The organism is Paracoccus stylophorae, from assembly GCF_028553765.1.
In the GTDB taxonomy this organism is placed as follows: domain Bacteria; phylum Pseudomonadota; class Alphaproteobacteria; order Rhodobacterales; family Rhodobacteraceae; genus Paracoccus; species Paracoccus stylophorae.
The window spans coordinates 2,051,566-2,065,568 of record NZ_CP067134.1 but is presented as its reverse complement, the minus strand read 5'-3'; the positions used below and the strand labels follow the sequence as shown (position 1 = coordinate 2,065,568).

The following is a 14,003-nucleotide window of genomic DNA, read 5'->3' as shown; positions in this document are numbered from 1 at the left end:
GACGGAATCCCCCATGCCGGACCGCGCCTTCGACCTGTCGCAAAGCCGAGTTTGCGTCATCATGAATCTCGGCTCGGGGCGCAAGGACGAGGGCGGCTTCAGCGATGCCGTCACCAGGGCGCTGCGCCCGCGCTGCGCCGAATTCGACCTGCGCAAGACCGGGCGCGGGCAGGATCTGGTGAAGATGGCTGGCCGGGCGGTCGATGACGGGTTCGACGTGATCGTGGCGGCGGGCGGCGACGGCACGCAGTCGGCCATCGCCGGCGCGCTGGCCGGGACCGACGCGGTCATGGGCGTGCTGCCCGGCGGCACCTTCAACTATTTCGCCCGCGATCTGGGCGTGGGCGAGGAACTGGACGATGCGCTTGAGACGATCGCGAATGCCCGCATCGCCAGCATCGATATCGGGTGCGTCGAGAATCTGGTGTTTCTGAACAATGTCAGCCTGGGCGCCTATCCCTATATCCTGAAGACCCGCGAAACCATCTACAAGCGGTGGGGACGTTCGCGCCTTGCGGCCTATTGGTCGGTGCTGGTGGCGCTGCCGCGCCTGCGCCGGCCGATGACCCTGACCGCCTGCGTCGATGGCAAGACGCAGCAATTCACCACCGCGCTGGTCTTCGTCGCCCGCAGCGCCTATCAACTGGACACGTTCGGGCTGGACGGGGCCGACGCGATCAGGCAGGGCGATTTCGCGGTGCTGATCGCCAAGGCCAAACAGCCCCTGCCGCTGATCGGGTCGGCGCTGCGGCTGGCCTTCGGTAAATCCGCCAAGGACAGCGATTTCGACCTGCTGACCACGAGTGAGCTGACCATTTCGACGCCCCGCAAACGCCAGCTGATCGCGCATGACGGGGAAAAGACGGTGCTGGCCTCGCCGCTGAAGCTGAAGGTCTGGCATGGCGGGTTGCGGGTGCTGCTGCCCGTAGACGGCACCGACAAGACGCAGGATGGCGCGGCGTGACCCGGATCGCGCATCTGTCGGATCTGCATTTCGGCTTTCACCGGCAGGCGCTGGTCGGGCCGTTGCTGGATCGCGTCAACCGCGCGCGCGCCGATCTTGTCGTCGTCACCGGCGATCTGACCCATCGCGGCCGTCCCGGGCAGTTCCGCGACGCGGCGCGGTTTCTGGCACGGATCAACGCGCCGGTCATGGCGGTGCCGGGCAATCACGATGTGCCGCTGTATAACATCCCGGTGCGGTTCGTCGCGCCGTGGGTGGAATACCGCCAGGCGATCGACCCCCAGCTTGCCCCGACCCGCGCGGCGGGCCGCGTCCGCGTTCTGGGCCTGAACAGCGTCGATCCGTTCACATGGCAGCGGGGCGTGATCCGCGACGGAGAGATCGGCCGCCTGATCGCGGGCTTCGACGCGCTGGCCACGAATATCGTGGCGCTGCATCACCCGCTGCAACATCTGCCGGGGATCGACAAGCAACTGGCGCGCCGCGCCCCGCAGGCGCTGCGCCGGCTTGAGGATGCGGGCGCGCAGATCGTGCTGAGCGGGCATCTGCATCTGTGGACGGCGCAGGCGCTGCTGGCGCACGGCCATCGCCACATCCTGCAGATCCAGGCGGGCACGGCGCTGTGCGCGCGGCTGGGCGATCTGCAGAACGAGTTCGCGGTGCTTGAGATCGAGGGCGATCATCTGACCATCGAACGCCACATCGCCCGCATGGACGAGGACGGGTTCCGCCCGCCCGAAATGCTGGCGTTCCGGCGCGGGGTGCAGGGCTGGCAGGCGCTGGACCCGGCGACGCCGGCAGATCACTCCGCCGCAGGTGGTCAGCCGGTGCCGACGCTGCCCGGCGCGACCGAGACCGCCTTCAGCACCGCGTGAACCGCCAGTCCCGGCCGCAAATCCAGCCCTTTGGCCGAACGCTGCGTGATCCGCGCCAGCAATGTCTCGGCCCCGACATCCAGCCGGACCAGAACGCCGCTCTCGGCCCGCGTCAGGTCGCGGATCGTGGCTGGCAGCACGTTCAGCGCGGAAATCCCCTGCGGCCGGTCCAGCGCGATCATCACGTCCTGCGCCAGGATGCGCAGTCGCAACACGGTGCCGGGCACGGCCTCGACATGGGCCAGCCAGACGGGGCCGGCCGGCAGGTCCAGACGGCTCAGCCCGTCGCTGTCATGGGCTGCGACCCGGCCGGTCAGGATCGCGCCCGCCTCGCGCAGGCCCAGGACCGGGGCGGTCGCAGGGTCCGACAGGACCGCGGCGGCGGGACCGGCGGCGACGATGCGGCCGGCCTCGATCAGCACGATGGTCGTGGCCAGCCGCGCCACCTCGGCCGGCGAATGGCTGACATACAGGATCGGCAACCCGGTTTCATCGCGCAGCCGTTCCAGATAGGGCAAAATCTCGGCCTTGCGGGCCTGATCCAGCGCCGCCAGCGGCTCGTCCATCAGCAGAAGGCGGGGGTTCGACAGGATCGCGCGGCCCAGGGCCACGCGCTGCCGTTCGCCGCCCGACAGCGCCGCGGGCCGGCGCGTCAGCAGCGCACCGATGCCCAGAAGATCGACGATCCGCCCGAAATCGGCCCCCGGTCCGCGCGCGAACCAGCGGCCGTAAAGCAGGTTCTGGCGCACGTTCAGATGCGGAAACAGCCGCGCCTGCTGAAAGACATAGCCGACGCCGCGCCGATGCGGCGGCAGGAACCGGCCCGTGACGCTGTCCGACAGGACCCGCCCGTCGGCCTCGATCCGGCCGTGATCGGGGCGCATCAGGCCCGCGACCGCGTTGACGATGGTGGTCTTGCCCGATCCCGACCGCCCGAACAGGGCGGTGACGCCCGGCGGGGCGCGGAACGCGGCATCCAGTGAAAAACCGGGGAAATCGTGGCGGATCGCGACCGACAGCATCACGCCCCCCGGATGCGGCGCGCGATCACGCGGGCCAGCCATTCCGACAGGAACACCGCGCCCATCGCGATGGCGACCGCGATCAGCACCAGCCGCGCCGCCGCATCCTCGCCGCCGGGCACCTGCAGGAACGCATAGATGGCCGAGGGCAGCGTCTGGGTCTGGCCGGGAATATTGGCCACGAAGGTGATCGTCGCGCCGAATTCGCCCATCGCCTTGGCGAAGGCAAGCACCATGCCCGCAAGGATGCCGGGCAGGATCAGCGGCAGGGTGACGGTCAGAAACACCCAGCCACGCCCGGCGCCAAGCGTGGCCGCCGCCTGTTCAAGCCGGGGATCGACCGCCTCGATGGCCAGCCGGATCGCGCGCACCATCAGCGGAAACGCCATGATCGCCGCCGCCAGCGCCGCCCCCGTCCAGCGAAAGGCGAACACGATGCCGAACTGGTCCAGAAACGCACCCACCGTGCCGCGCCGCCCGAAGGTCAGCAGCAGCAGGTAACCGGTGACGACCGGCGGCAGCACCAGCGGCAGATGCACCAGCCCGTTCAGCAGACCGCGCCCCGGAAACCGCCACCGCGCCAGCGCGTGCGCCACCAGGATACCGAAGGGCAGCGACGCCAGCACCGCCACGGTCGAGACGCGCAGCGACAGCGCCACGGCCTGCCATTCCTGCGGTTCCAGCCAGTCGGTCACGCTAGTCCAGAACCCGGAAACCCTGCGCCTCGAACGCGGCCCGTGCCGCATCGCCCGACAGCGCGTCGAAAAAGGCGCGGCCGGCCGGTTCCGCCGCACCGCTCAGCAGCGCGGCCGGATAGACGATGGCGGGATGGCTGTCTGCGGGAAATTCGGCGGCGACGCTGACATTGTCCTCGGCCACGGCGTCGGTCGCATAGGTGATGCCGAACGGCGCCTCTCCGGTCGCGACCAGCGCCAGCGCGGCGCGGACATTGTCGGTCTGGGCGACATGCGGGGCAAGCGCGTCCCACAGGCCCAGATGGGTCAGCGCCGCCTTGCCATATTGGCCCGCAGGCACGGAATCGACCAGCGCCATCGCCAGCCGTCCGCCCTGCAACCGCGTGGGCAGATGGGCGATGTCCACCGGTTCCGCCGCCGTGCCGTGCGCGATCAGGACCAAAGTGTTTCCAAGCAGATCGCGGCGCGCGCCGTCCGCGACCAGACCGGCGTCCTGAACCTCGTCCATCCATTGCGGGTTGGCCGAGATGAACAGATCGGCCGGCGCCCCGGCGATGATCTGCCGCGCCAGCTGACCCGACCCGGCATAGGACACGACGACGCCTTCGCCCGTGGCCGCGGTGAAATCCTGCGCGACCCGGTCCAGCGCATTCTTCAGCGAGGCGGCGGCGAAGACGGTGATCTCGGCGGCGGCGGGCAGGGGGGCAAGCAGCAGGCAGGCGGCGATCAGGCTGGCGCGCATCGGGCTCTCCGACAGTTCGATATGTTTCAGCGGACATATCACCCCGGCCCGGCGGGCATGGCAAGCGATATTTCCGGCCGGACATAACCGCTCCCCGGTCAGGTTGCTTCGGTCAGGTTTTGGTTGAATATCGCGCCCCGCGCGCATATATGGGCCGCAGTCAATCGGGCGACGTGGTCACAACAGGCCGCATTCATTCGGGTCGGGCGTGCAGCCGCGACCCTTTGTCGTTGCCACGAAGGGCATCATACAGACCGGCGGAGCCAACCGTCTGGCCAGTGAAATCGCCATGAAGGAAACCGATTATATATGTGCGCTAAAGCGACCATGGAGGAGTTCGAGGCCCTCCTGAACGAAAGCCTCGACATCGACACGCCCACCGAGGGCAGCGTCGTCAAGGGCCGGGTCATCGCCATCGAGGCGGGACAGGCCATCATCGACGTGGGCTACAAGATGGAAGGCCGCGTCGATCTGAAGGAATTCGCGAACCCCGGCGAAGACGCCCAGCTGTCCGTCGGCGACGAGGTCGAGGTCTATCTTGACCGGGTCGAAAACGCCCGCGGCGAAGCCAGCATCAGCCGCGAAAAGGCCCGCCGCGAGGAAGCCTGGGACCGTCTGGAAAAAGCCTATGCCGATGAAGAGCGCGTCGAAGGCGCCATCTTCGGCCGCGTCAAGGGCGGCTTCACCGTCGATCTGGGCGGCGCCGTCGCGTTCCTGCCCGGCTCGCAGGTGGATGTGCGTCCCGTGCGCGATGCCGGCCCGCTGATGGGTCTGAAACAGCCGTTCCAGATCCTGAAGATGGACCGCCGCCGGGGCAACATCGTCGTCTCGCGCCGCGCGATCCTGGAAGAAAGCCGCGCCGAACAGCGCGCCGAGGTCATCGCCAACCTGACCGAAGGCCAGACCGTCAAGGGCGTGGTCAAGAACATCACCGAATACGGCGCCTTTGTGGATCTGGGCGGTGTTGACGGCCTGCTGCACGTCACCGACATGGCGTGGCGGCGCGTGAACCACCCGTCCGAGATCCTGTCCATCGGCGAGAATGTCGATGTCCAGGTCATCAAGATCAACAAGGACAGCCACCGCATCAGCCTGGGCATGAAGCAGCTTCAGGCCGATCCGTGGGATACCGTCACCAGCAAGTTCCCGATCGGCAGCGTCCATACCGGCCGCGTGACCAACATCACCGATTACGGCGCCTTCGTCGAACTGGAAGCCGGGGTCGAGGGTCTGGTCCATGTCAGCGAGATGAGCTGGACCAAGAAGAACGTCCATCCGGGCAAGATCGTGTCCACCTCGCAAGAGGTTGACGTGATGGTGCTGGAAATCGACGAAGCCAAGCGCCGCGTGTCGCTGGGTCTGAAACAGACCATGCGCAACCCGTGGGAGGTGTTCGCCGAGACCCATCCGACCGGCACCGTGATCGAGGGCGAGGTGAAGAACATCACCGAATTCGGCCTGTTCGTCGGTCTGGAAGGCGACATCGACGGCATGGTCCACCTGTCGGACATCAGCTGGGACACGCGCGGCGAAGACGCGATCCAGGACTTCCGCAAGGGCGACGTCGTCAAGGCGGTCGTGCAGGACGTCGATGTCGAGAAAGAGCGGATCAGCCTGTCGATCAAGGCGCTTGAAAACGAGCATATGGCCGAGGCCGTGGACGGTGTGAAGCGCGGCTCGATCGTGACGGTCGAGGTGACGGCCATCGAGGATGGCGGCGTGGAGGTGGAGTATAACGGCGTCAAGTCGTTCATCCGCCGCTCAGATCTGGCCCGCGACCGCCAGGACCAGCGCCCCGAGCGTTTCCAGGTCGGCGACAAGGTCGATGCGCGCGTGACCAATATCGACACCAAGACCCGCCGTCTGGGCCTGTCGATCAAAGCGCGCGAGATCGCCGAAGAGAAAGAGGCGATCGACCAGTATGGCAGCTCGGAATCGGGCGCGTCGCTGGGCGACATCCTTGGCGCGGCGCTGAACCGCAACGGCTGATCGCCGTCGAACAAGGCTTTGCAGGCCCGTCTTCCACGCAGGGAAGGCGGGCCTTTTTTCTTGTCCCTGTCGGGGGTTGCGCCGTCCAACCGGCTTGCGCGGCGCGGCCAAAGCTGGCATCGCTATGAAACCGGGGAATTGTTTCATGCGTTGCGCGATTGTCGGGACGGGTGACGGTCGATCCACATGTCGCCGGCGCCGACCGCATCATTGCCGCGTGCAAGGGGGAAAAGGATGATCCGTTCCGAACTGATCCAGAAGATCGCCGATGAAAATCCGCATCTCTTCCGGCGCGATGTCGAGCGGATCGTCAACACCGTCTTCGAAGAGATCATCGACGCGATGGCGCGCGGCAATCGCGTGGAATTGCGCGGTTTCGGCGCCTTCTCGGTCAAGAAGCGCGATGCCCGCACCGGCCGCAATCCCCGCACCGGCGAGGCGGTCGAGGTCGAGGAAAAACACGTGCCGTTCTTCAAGACCGGAAAATTGCTGCGCGATCGGTTGAACGGCGAGGCGTGACCGGCGTAGAATGACGCCAGGGCCGTGCGGCATTGGGACCGGCGCGGCCAGCGAGTTCAAGGATTTCCGATGCGCTTCATCCGACTGCTGTTTCTCGTCCTGCTTGCCATCGTGCTGGTTGCGGTGGCGCTGGCCAATCGCGACATGGTCACCCTGTCGGCCTTTCCCGCGAATTTCGGGCAGTATCTGGGCGGACGGTGGTCGGTGAACCTGCCGCTGTTCCTGGTGATCTTCCTGGCCTTCGCGGCCGGGATGCTGGCCGGGCTGATCTGGGAATATCTGCGCGAGGCGCATATCCGCCGCGAGGCGCGCCAGCGCAGCGCCGAGGTGGCGCGGCTGGAATCCGAGGTCGGCAATCTGCGCGATCGCCACGCCGCCCCGCGCGATGAAATCCTGGCCATCGTGGATCGCCCGAAGCCGAAAACTGCGCCCGCAGCGCCCCCGCCTGCCAATGCCGCCTCCGGCCAGCGCGCCGTCGCCTCGGCCGGCGCGGCACCCGGCACCGCCTTGCCCGGCCCGCGCTGACGCGCCGCCATGGCCCAGGTCAAGATCTGCGGGCTCAGCCAGCCCGGGCACGTCGCGGCGGCGGTCGCGTCAGGCGCGCGCTATCTGGGCTTTGTCTTTTTCGCCAGATCCCCGCGCGCCGTCTCTCCGGCCCAGGCGCGCGCCCTGGGTGCCGATGTGCCGCCGGGCGTGGCGCGGGTCGGGCTGTTCGTCGATCCCGACGATGCGCTGTTGCAGGCGACGTTGCAGCAGACGCCGCTGGACCTGATCCAGCTTCACGGCGGGGAAACCCCGGCGCGCGTCAGTGCGATCAAGGCCCTGACCGGGCTGCCGGTGATGAAGGCCGTGGGCATCGCCGGCCCCGAGGATCTGGCCGCGCTGACCGATCACGGATTGGTGGCCGACATGCTACTGGTCGATGCCAAGCCCCCGCGCACCACGACGCTGCCCGGCGGCAACGGTCTGGCCTTCGACTGGCGGCTGCTGGTCGGACGGCGCTGGCTGCGGCCATGGATGCTGGCCGGCGGCCTGACGCCCGACAACGTTGCACAGGCGATCCGCCTGACCGGGGCGCGGGCCGTCGATGTCAGCTCCGGCGTCGAATCCGCGCCCGGCATCAAGGACAGCGACCTGATCCGCGATTTCATCCGCGCCGCCGGCTGACCCCCCGTCTCGCGATCCGGCGCGGCGTTTGCACGACCGCATGGGCTTCACCCCGCGCCCTATCGGCTGTAAGACACCGGTCCGGGCTTCTTCTTTGTCCAAATACCCATGTCCCAACCGTGAAGGCAGACCCATGGCCGACGATCTGGTGAACAGCTTCAAGCATGGCCCCGACGAACAGGGCCGCTTCGGCATCCATGGCGGCCGCTTTGTCAGCGAAACGCTGATGCCGCTGATCCTCGAGCTTGAGGCGGAATACGAACGCGCCAAGACGGATGCGGATTTCTGGGCCGAGATGGACGATCTGTGGACCCATTATGTCGGTCGTCCCAGCCCGCTTTATCACGCCGAACGCCTGTCCGACCGGCTTGGGGGCGCGAAGATCTACATGAAGCGGGACGAGCTGAACCACACCGGCGCGCACAAGATCAACAACGTGCTGGGCCAGATCCTGCTGGCGCGCCGGATGGGCAAGACCCGGATCATCGCCGAAACCGGCGCGGGCCAGCACGGCGTGGCCACGGCCACGGTCTGCGCGCGCTTCGGGCTGAAATGCGTGGTCTATATGGGTGCCCATGACGTCGACCGGCAGGCCCCGAACGTCTTCCGCATGCGTCTGCTGGGCGCCGATGTGGTGCCTGTCACCAGCGGGCGCGGCACGCTGAAGGATGCGATGAACGATGCGCTGCGCGACTGGGTCACGAATGTGCGCGACACGTTCTATTGCATCGGCACGGTCGCCGGTCCGCATCCCTATCCGGCGATGGTGCGCGATTTCCAGTCGATCATCGGCAAGGAGGTCCGGGAACAGATCATGCCGCGCGAGGGACGGCTGCCCGACACGCTTGTCGCGGCCATCGGCGGCGGGTCGAACGCGATGGGCCTGTTCCATCCGTTCCTCGACGATGCCCAGGTCCGCGTCATCGGGGTCGAGGCGGGCGGCAAGGGCGTGGACGACCGGATGCAGCACTGCGCCAGCCTGACAGGCGGACGCCCGGGGGTGCTGCACGGCAACCGCACCTATCTTCTTCAGGACGAGAACGGCCAGATCCTTGAGGGTCATTCGATCAGCGCCGGTCTGGACTATCCCGGGATCGGGCCGGAACATGCCTGGCTGAAGGATATGGGCCGGGTCGAATATGTCAGCATCACCGACGACGAGGCGCTGCGCGCGTTCCAGCTGAGCTGCGAGACCGAAGGCATCATCCCCGCGCTGGAGCCGTGCCACGCGCTGGCCCATGTCATGAAGATCGCCCCCGACCTGCCGCGCGACCACATCATCGTGATGAACATGTGCGGCCGCGGCGACAAGGATATCTTCACCGTCGCCAAGCATCTGGGCGTCGATCTTCAGGCCTGACCGGCAGGACAAGGCGGATCGTCGCCGATCCGGCGACCGCGCGTGCGCCCGATTGAACCGGACGGTGCGCCCTGGCGTTGACCTTCGAACCGCATGACGGAGGTTAATCATGCCAGGCAAGACCATGAAGACGCTGACATGGGGCGGCTCGCTGGCCGTCCTGACCGCGCTGGCGGGCACGACCGCATTGGCGCAGACATCCGGCACCGTGATCGTGCCCGCCCCGGCATTGCAGGCCGAACCCTCGGTCGGGGCCGTGACCGAAAGCGACATCCCGATTCTTGAACAGATCGACAACGATCAGGCTATTGCTGAAACGCTGATCGCGCAGGGCTTTACCGATGTGCATATCCTGCGCCAGGGCGCGCTGATGACGGTGACGGCGCAGCGCGCGGGCGTGCCGATCGAACTGGTCTACAGCGTGGCGAACGGCAGTCTGGTGTCCATCGACGGCCAGAATCTGCGCCCCGATGGCGAGGACAGCTCGGCCGGCGACCGCCCCCAGTCCCGGCCCGACCGCGACGCTGATACCACCGACGAGGACAGCGCCAGCCCGGATACCGACGACGGCGCTGCGGATGGGGGGACGGGGGGCACCTCCGATGACGCGCAAGCCGATGGAACGGCGGACAGTGAGGGCGGCGCGGACGATGGCGCCAGCGGCAATGACGGCAGCGATGCCGGCGGCGATGGCGCGGCGGGGTCGGATGGAGCCGACAGCGACGCGGGATCGGAGAGCGGTTCGGACACCGGCGCTGACGGCGGCGCTGACGGAGGCTCGGATAGCGGCGCTGATGGCGGTTCGGACGGTGGATCGGACAGCGGTTCGGACAGTGGTTCGGACGGCGGCGATTCCGGTTCGGGGGACGGGTCGGACTCCGGCGGCGATGGCAATGGCGGTGACGGGGATGGCGGCACGAGCGGCTGACCCGCGACCAATCCGATAGACCTGCGACGCGGCCGGAGATTTCGTCTTCGGCCGCTTCTCGTTGCCGCCTTGCCGAACCGCACGGCAGACCGTGCACCTTATCGGCGCAGCACCAGCAGGTTGAGGTCCGATTCCAGATGCGGCAGCGGCAGCAGGACACGCGCCGCATCCGGCCCGGTGACCTGAACGATCCCGATCTCGGGCATGAATTGCGGCATGGCCCCCGGATCGACGTGGTCCGGCAGAGCGGCATAATCGGGCGGCGTGTCGCCCGCGACAAAGCCGGTTCCCAGATAGATCACGCGCCCGTCCCGGATCGACAGATGGCCTCGGGTCCGCTGCGATCCACTGAGCTTTTCAAACCCGCCCGCCTCGTCGATCCGGCAGCGGAACGGGGCATAGACGACGATGGGCAGCAGGCCGCCCAGCTTGATCGTCTGGCAGGTCCAGTCGCCCGGCAGGGTCGCCAGCGCCTGTTCGGCCGGCCACCCCGCGCCGCGCAGCGCATCCGACAGGATCGCCACGTCATCGGGGCTGCCATGGGCGAAGGCCGACAACAGCGCCTGCGTCGGCTTGGCGTCGAACGCGGCCAGACGTGCGGCATCGTCCGCGCGCATCGCCTGCGCGGCAACAGGCGAGGCAAGACCTATCGCCAGGACCGCCGACAGGCTAATCCTTCGGATCGGCAAGCGCATGGGCACGCAGCAGTTCCAGCGGGACGATCCTCAGCGCCGAGACATGGGTGGCGTCCAGAACCACCTTCGGCGCCACCTGCTCCTGCGCCGCTTGCAGAAACCGTGCCGCGCACAGGCACCAGCGGTCGCCCGGCTTCAGCCCGGCAAAGCGGAATTCCGGCCGCGGCGTGGCCAGATCGTTGCCCAGATAGGCGGACATGGCCAGAAACTCGGCCGTGACGACGACGCAGACCGTATGGCTGCCGACATCCTCGGCCCCCGTGTCGCAGCAGCCGTTGCGATAGAATCCGGTCAGCGGGTCCATGGAACAGGGTTGCAGCTTGCCGCCCAGGACGTTCAGCGATGGCTCCATCACCTTCTCCTCGTGTCTTCGTCAAGGCTAACCCTCGCGTCGGCCATCGCCAAGCCCTTGGATCGCGACGGGATGCCAGCTGACCCATCTTCCGTGGAAATCGGCCCGTCCCAGATGCCAGCCCCGCGCCCGCCCGTCCCACAGCCGCAGGGTCAGGGCCGCGCCGTCGCCGCCATCCGCCTCCATCGAGAAATGGGCGACCGGGCCGCCCCCGGCGGCTGCGGCATCGGCGGCCCGGCGCAGCGCGTCGGCGCAGGCAAACTGCGTGGCGGGCGGGAAATACTGATGCGCCACCGTATGAAAGACCAGCGTCAGCCGATCCGGCGCGGGCCGCGCCAGCCGGTCGCGCAGCCAGTCGCCCGCATCGCCCGCAACCACGCGCGGCGGATGCGTGCGCGCCAGATGCAGCGCCGCGCGCAGCCGCGACAGCCGCCGCTCCTGATCGGCCCAGCAATAGGCCATCAGCCGCAGACCGTCCGTCTGCGGGTCCAGCGGATGCAGATCGACGCCCTCGGCGCTGGCCACGTCGAAACCGCCCTGCGGAACGTCGCCCTGCCAGTCGGGACGCAGAACGACCCAATCCGCCGCATCGCCCTCGTCCGAAGGGTTCATAGGGTCCGAACCCGGTGCCAGACGATAGCGGGCGAAATTCAGGTTCAGCCCGGCCGACGCGCCCAGTTCCAGCGCCCGGATCGGCTGCGGACACAGCGCGGCCAGAAACCGGGCCGCGGCGATGAGGACGGCGGATCGGCCGACCTCGTTCGTCTGCGGAGCGTGGTCCAGCCATTCCAGCACGCGATCCGCGTGGACACGCAGCGCGGTCAGGATCGCGGCCTCATCCACGACCCGCGCGCGATAGGCTTGCGCCAGCGCCGGATCGTCGCCGTCAAGAACCAGCGCATGCAGCGCGCCGCACAGCCGCAGCGGCACCGAGTCGGCCCGCCCCGACGGATCGCCCCGCCAGCCCAGGACGCGCGCGGCGACAGGGCCCTGATCCGTTTGCAGGGACTGGCCCAGCCGGTCGCACACCGCCGCCGTGAAGGATGATCCCAACGCGGCGCAGGCCCGGGCCTGATCGCGGAACGCGGCGCGGACGGCGCTTTCGCTCACTTGAACCGTTCGGTCAGCGCGCGCAGCCGGTCGCTGAAACTGGCGGGCTTTTGCGCCGGTTCGTCCTTTTCGGCAGGCGGGTCCGCGGCCGGTTTCCGTGCCGCGCCCTGGTCTGCGGGGCGGGGGGCGTTGCCGCGCTGTGGGACCGTGCGCTGCGCCACCGCGTTCTGGAACCGCCCGGCATCGCCCGCCGCCAGCGCCGCCGCGCCATCCGACACCCCGCGCAGCAGATCGTCCAGCCAGTCCTGATCGGCCTTGGCGAAATCGGACAGCACATGGCCCGTCACCCGGTCCTTGTGGCCCGGATGGCCGATGCCCAGACGGATGCGCGCGTAATCCGGCCCGATATGCTGGTGGATCGAGCGCAGGCCGTTATGGCCGGCATGGCCGCCGCCCTGTTTCACCCGGCACTTGCCCGGCGCCAGGTCCAGCTCGTCATGCATCACGATCACGTCGGCGGGCGTCAGCCGCAGATAGCGCATCGCCTCGCCGACCGACTGGCCCGACAGGTTCATGAAACCTTGCGGCTTCAGCAGCACCACCCGCGTCTCGCCCAGCCGTCCCTCGGCGGCAAGCCCCTGAAATCGCGCCTTCCACGGTCCAAGCCCATGATCGGACGCGATCCGGTCCACCGCCATGAAGCCGATATTGTGCCGGTTCCCCGCGTATTTCGCGCCCGGATTGCCCAGCCCCACGATCAGTTTCATCGACCCCTCCTGCCGCCCCGCCATCAGCCTGACATGCCGGGAATTTCGTTCCATCCCTTGCGGCGGACCTTGCCGGTTACTAAGACTCTGTCAACCTTTCGCGGATAAGAGATGGGACGAAACCCTGTCGACTCGCGGCACCGGGAATAACAGGCAAGGACAGAAGATGAGCGATCCGGCAGAATTCTACATGAACACCCTCGTGCCGATGGTGGTCGAACAGACCTCGCGGGGCGAGCGTGCCTATGACATCTTCTCGCGTCTGCTGAAGGAACGCATCATCTTCGTGTCCGGGCCGGTCCATGACGGCATGTCCACCCTGATCTGCGCGCAGTTGCTGTTTCTCGAGGCGGAGAACCCGTCCAAGGACATCAGCATGTATATCAACAGCCCCGGCGGCGTGGTGACGTCGGGCCTGTCGATCTATGACACGATGCAGTATATCCGGCCGCGCGTCTCGACGCTGGTCGTGGGGCAGGCGGCCTCGATGGGATCGCTGCTGCTGGCCGCCGGAGAGCCGGGGCTGCGCTATTCGCTGCCCAACAGCCGGGTGATGGTCCACCAACCCTCGGGCGGGTATCAGGGGCAGGCGACCGACATCCTGATCCACGCGCGCGAGACCGAAAAGCTGAAGCGCCGCCTGAACGAGATCTATGTCGCCCATACCGGCAAATCGCTGGAAGAGGTCGAGGAGGCGTTGGAACGCGACCGTTTCATGTCCCCCGTCGAGGCGAAGGATTGGGGCCTGATCGACGAGGTGCTTGAGCCGCGCGGCAAGGCCGAGCCCGAGAAGAAATAGCCGTGATGGGGATTGTGACGCGGCGGTGTCACCCCTAACATGGCGCGAACCAGACGTGGCGGCCGCGACGGGCCGCCCC

At 67.8% G+C, this 14,003-nt stretch carries 16 protein-coding genes; 9 read left to right on the top strand and 7 right to left on the bottom strand.

Going from position 1 to position 14,003, the window contains the following annotated elements; genetic code table 11:
* Positions 1-13 precede the first annotated feature (13 nt).
* The gene (locus tag JHW45_RS10140) at positions 14-964 is read left to right on the top strand and encodes a diacylglycerol/lipid kinase family protein (protein ID WP_272857583.1); all 951 of its coding nucleotides are present in this window, start codon (positions 14-16) and stop codon (positions 962-964) included.
* Positions 961-1,839, top strand: a complete 879-nt coding sequence (locus tag JHW45_RS10135) for a metallophosphoesterase family protein (RefSeq protein ID WP_272857582.1) — start codon at positions 961-963, stop codon at positions 1,837-1,839. Before JHW45_RS10140 ends, JHW45_RS10135 begins: the two co-directional genes overlap by 4 nt.
* On the opposite strand, the gene modC is transcribed toward JHW45_RS10135, so the two are convergent.
* The 3 genes from modC to modA are packed head-to-tail and all read right to left on the bottom strand — an operon-like array spanning position 1,785 to position 4,298.
* Entirely contained in the window at positions 1,785-2,864 is a 1,080-nt protein-coding gene (modC, locus tag JHW45_RS10130; RefSeq protein ID WP_272860594.1) for a molybdenum ABC transporter ATP-binding protein, read from the bottom strand. The genes JHW45_RS10135 and modC overlap by 55 nt on opposite strands.
* Complete coding sequence (gene modB / locus JHW45_RS10125; RefSeq protein ID WP_272857581.1) at positions 2,861-3,556, bottom strand: molybdate ABC transporter permease subunit; 696 nt, start codon at positions 3,554-3,556, stop codon at positions 2,861-2,863. Before modB ends, modC begins: the two co-directional genes overlap by 4 nt.
* Before the next feature lies 1 nt (position 3,557).
* Positions 3,558-4,298, bottom strand: a complete 741-nt coding sequence (gene modA / locus JHW45_RS10120) for a molybdate ABC transporter substrate-binding protein (protein WP_272857580.1) — start codon at positions 4,296-4,298, stop codon at positions 3,558-3,560.
* A 309-nt stretch (positions 4,299-4,607) separates the two neighbouring features.
* On the opposite strand from modA, the gene rpsA reads away from it, so the two are divergent.
* The 6 genes from rpsA (at position 4,608) to JHW45_RS10090 (ending at position 10,261) form a co-directional block, all read left to right on the top strand.
* Complete coding sequence (rpsA, locus tag JHW45_RS10115) at positions 4,608-6,287, top strand: 30S ribosomal protein S1 (RefSeq protein WP_272857579.1); 1,680 nt, start codon at positions 4,608-4,610, stop codon at positions 6,285-6,287.
* A gap of 234 nt (positions 6,288-6,521) precedes the next feature.
* Complete coding sequence (gene ihfB / locus JHW45_RS10110) at positions 6,522-6,806, top strand: integration host factor subunit beta (RefSeq protein WP_272857578.1); 285 nt, start codon at positions 6,522-6,524, stop codon at positions 6,804-6,806.
* Positions 6,807-6,875: 69 nt separating this feature from the next.
* Positions 6,876-7,331 carry a LapA family protein gene (locus tag JHW45_RS10105; protein ID WP_272857577.1) on the top strand — a complete coding sequence of 152 codons (456 nt, stop codon included), beginning with the start codon at positions 6,876-6,878 and terminating at the stop codon, positions 7,329-7,331.
* A gap of 9 nt (positions 7,332-7,340) precedes the next feature.
* Complete coding sequence (locus tag JHW45_RS10100) at positions 7,341-7,973, top strand: phosphoribosylanthranilate isomerase (RefSeq protein WP_272857576.1); 633 nt, start codon at positions 7,341-7,343, stop codon at positions 7,971-7,973.
* Positions 7,974-8,106: 133 nt separating this feature from the next.
* Entirely contained in the window at positions 8,107-9,333 is a 1,227-nt protein-coding gene (trpB, locus tag JHW45_RS10095; RefSeq protein ID WP_272857575.1) for a tryptophan synthase subunit beta, read from the top strand.
* A gap of 109 nt (positions 9,334-9,442) precedes the next feature.
* On the top strand, positions 9,443-10,261 hold the full coding sequence (locus JHW45_RS10090) for a hypothetical protein (protein WP_272857574.1): 819 nt from the start codon (positions 9,443-9,445) through the stop codon (positions 10,259-10,261).
* A 98-nt stretch (positions 10,262-10,359) separates the two neighbouring features.
* Here the strand turns inward: JHW45_RS10090 and JHW45_RS10085 are convergent, their stop codons facing one another.
* Genes JHW45_RS10085 through pth form a run of 4 tightly spaced genes read right to left on the bottom strand, consistent with a single transcriptional unit; the run spans position 10,360 to position 13,125 of the window.
* On the bottom strand, positions 10,360-10,878 hold the full coding sequence (locus tag JHW45_RS10085) for a DUF4893 domain-containing protein (protein ID WP_272857573.1): 519 nt from the start codon (positions 10,876-10,878) through the stop codon (positions 10,360-10,362).
* Positions 10,879-10,930: 52 nt separating this feature from the next.
* A complete protein-coding gene (locus JHW45_RS10080) occupies positions 10,931-11,308 on the bottom strand; it encodes a DUF2237 family protein (protein ID WP_272857572.1) in 378 nt (125 codons plus the stop codon).
* A 27-nt stretch (positions 11,309-11,335) separates the two neighbouring features.
* Positions 11,336-12,418: a DUF2332 domain-containing protein gene (locus tag JHW45_RS10075; RefSeq protein WP_272857571.1), complete on the bottom strand. Its 1,083-nt coding sequence runs from the start codon at positions 12,416-12,418 to the stop codon at positions 11,336-11,338.
* Positions 12,415-13,125 (bottom strand): aminoacyl-tRNA hydrolase, encoded by a 711-nt coding sequence (gene pth, locus JHW45_RS10070; protein ID WP_272860593.1) that lies wholly within the window; start codon positions 13,123-13,125, stop codon positions 12,415-12,417. Before pth ends, JHW45_RS10075 begins: the two co-directional genes overlap by 4 nt.
* A 166-nt stretch (positions 13,126-13,291) precedes the next feature.
* On the opposite strand from pth, the gene JHW45_RS10065 reads away from it, so the two are divergent.
* On the top strand, positions 13,292-13,924 hold the full coding sequence (locus tag JHW45_RS10065) for an ATP-dependent Clp protease proteolytic subunit (RefSeq protein WP_272857570.1): 633 nt from the start codon (positions 13,292-13,294) through the stop codon (positions 13,922-13,924).
* Positions 13,925-14,003 lie beyond the last annotated feature (79 nt).

Coding starts and splice junctions, on each gene's coding strand:
- ihfB (WP_272857578.1), top strand. CDS start 6,522: ATGATCCGTTCCGAACTGATCCAGAAGATCGCCGATGAAAATCCGCAT.
- pth (WP_272860593.1), bottom strand. CDS start 13,125: ATGAAACTGATCGTGGGGCTGGGCAATCCGGGCGCGAAATACGCGGGG.
- rpsA (WP_272857579.1), top strand. CDS start 4,608: ATGTGCGCTAAAGCGACCATGGAGGAGTTCGAGGCCCTCCTGAACGAA.
- JHW45_RS10065 (WP_272857570.1), top strand. CDS start 13,292: ATGAGCGATCCGGCAGAATTCTACATGAACACCCTCGTGCCGATGGTG.
- trpB (WP_272857575.1), top strand. CDS start 8,107: ATGGCCGACGATCTGGTGAACAGCTTCAAGCATGGCCCCGACGAACAG.
- JHW45_RS10105 (WP_272857577.1), top strand. CDS start 6,876: ATGCGCTTCATCCGACTGCTGTTTCTCGTCCTGCTTGCCATCGTGCTG.
- JHW45_RS10090 (WP_272857574.1), top strand. CDS start 9,443: ATGCCAGGCAAGACCATGAAGACGCTGACATGGGGCGGCTCGCTGGCC.
- modA (WP_272857580.1), bottom strand. CDS start 4,298: ATGCGCGCCAGCCTGATCGCCGCCTGCCTGCTGCTTGCCCCCCTGCCC.
- JHW45_RS10100 (WP_272857576.1), top strand. CDS start 7,341: ATGGCCCAGGTCAAGATCTGCGGGCTCAGCCAGCCCGGGCACGTCGCG.
- JHW45_RS10140 (WP_272857583.1), top strand. CDS start 14: ATGCCGGACCGCGCCTTCGACCTGTCGCAAAGCCGAGTTTGCGTCATC.
- JHW45_RS10085 (WP_272857573.1), bottom strand. CDS start 10,878: ATGCGCGCGGACGATGCCGCACGTCTGGCCGCGTTCGACGCCAAGCCG.
- JHW45_RS10080 (WP_272857572.1), bottom strand. CDS start 11,308: ATGGAGCCATCGCTGAACGTCCTGGGCGGCAAGCTGCAACCCTGTTCC.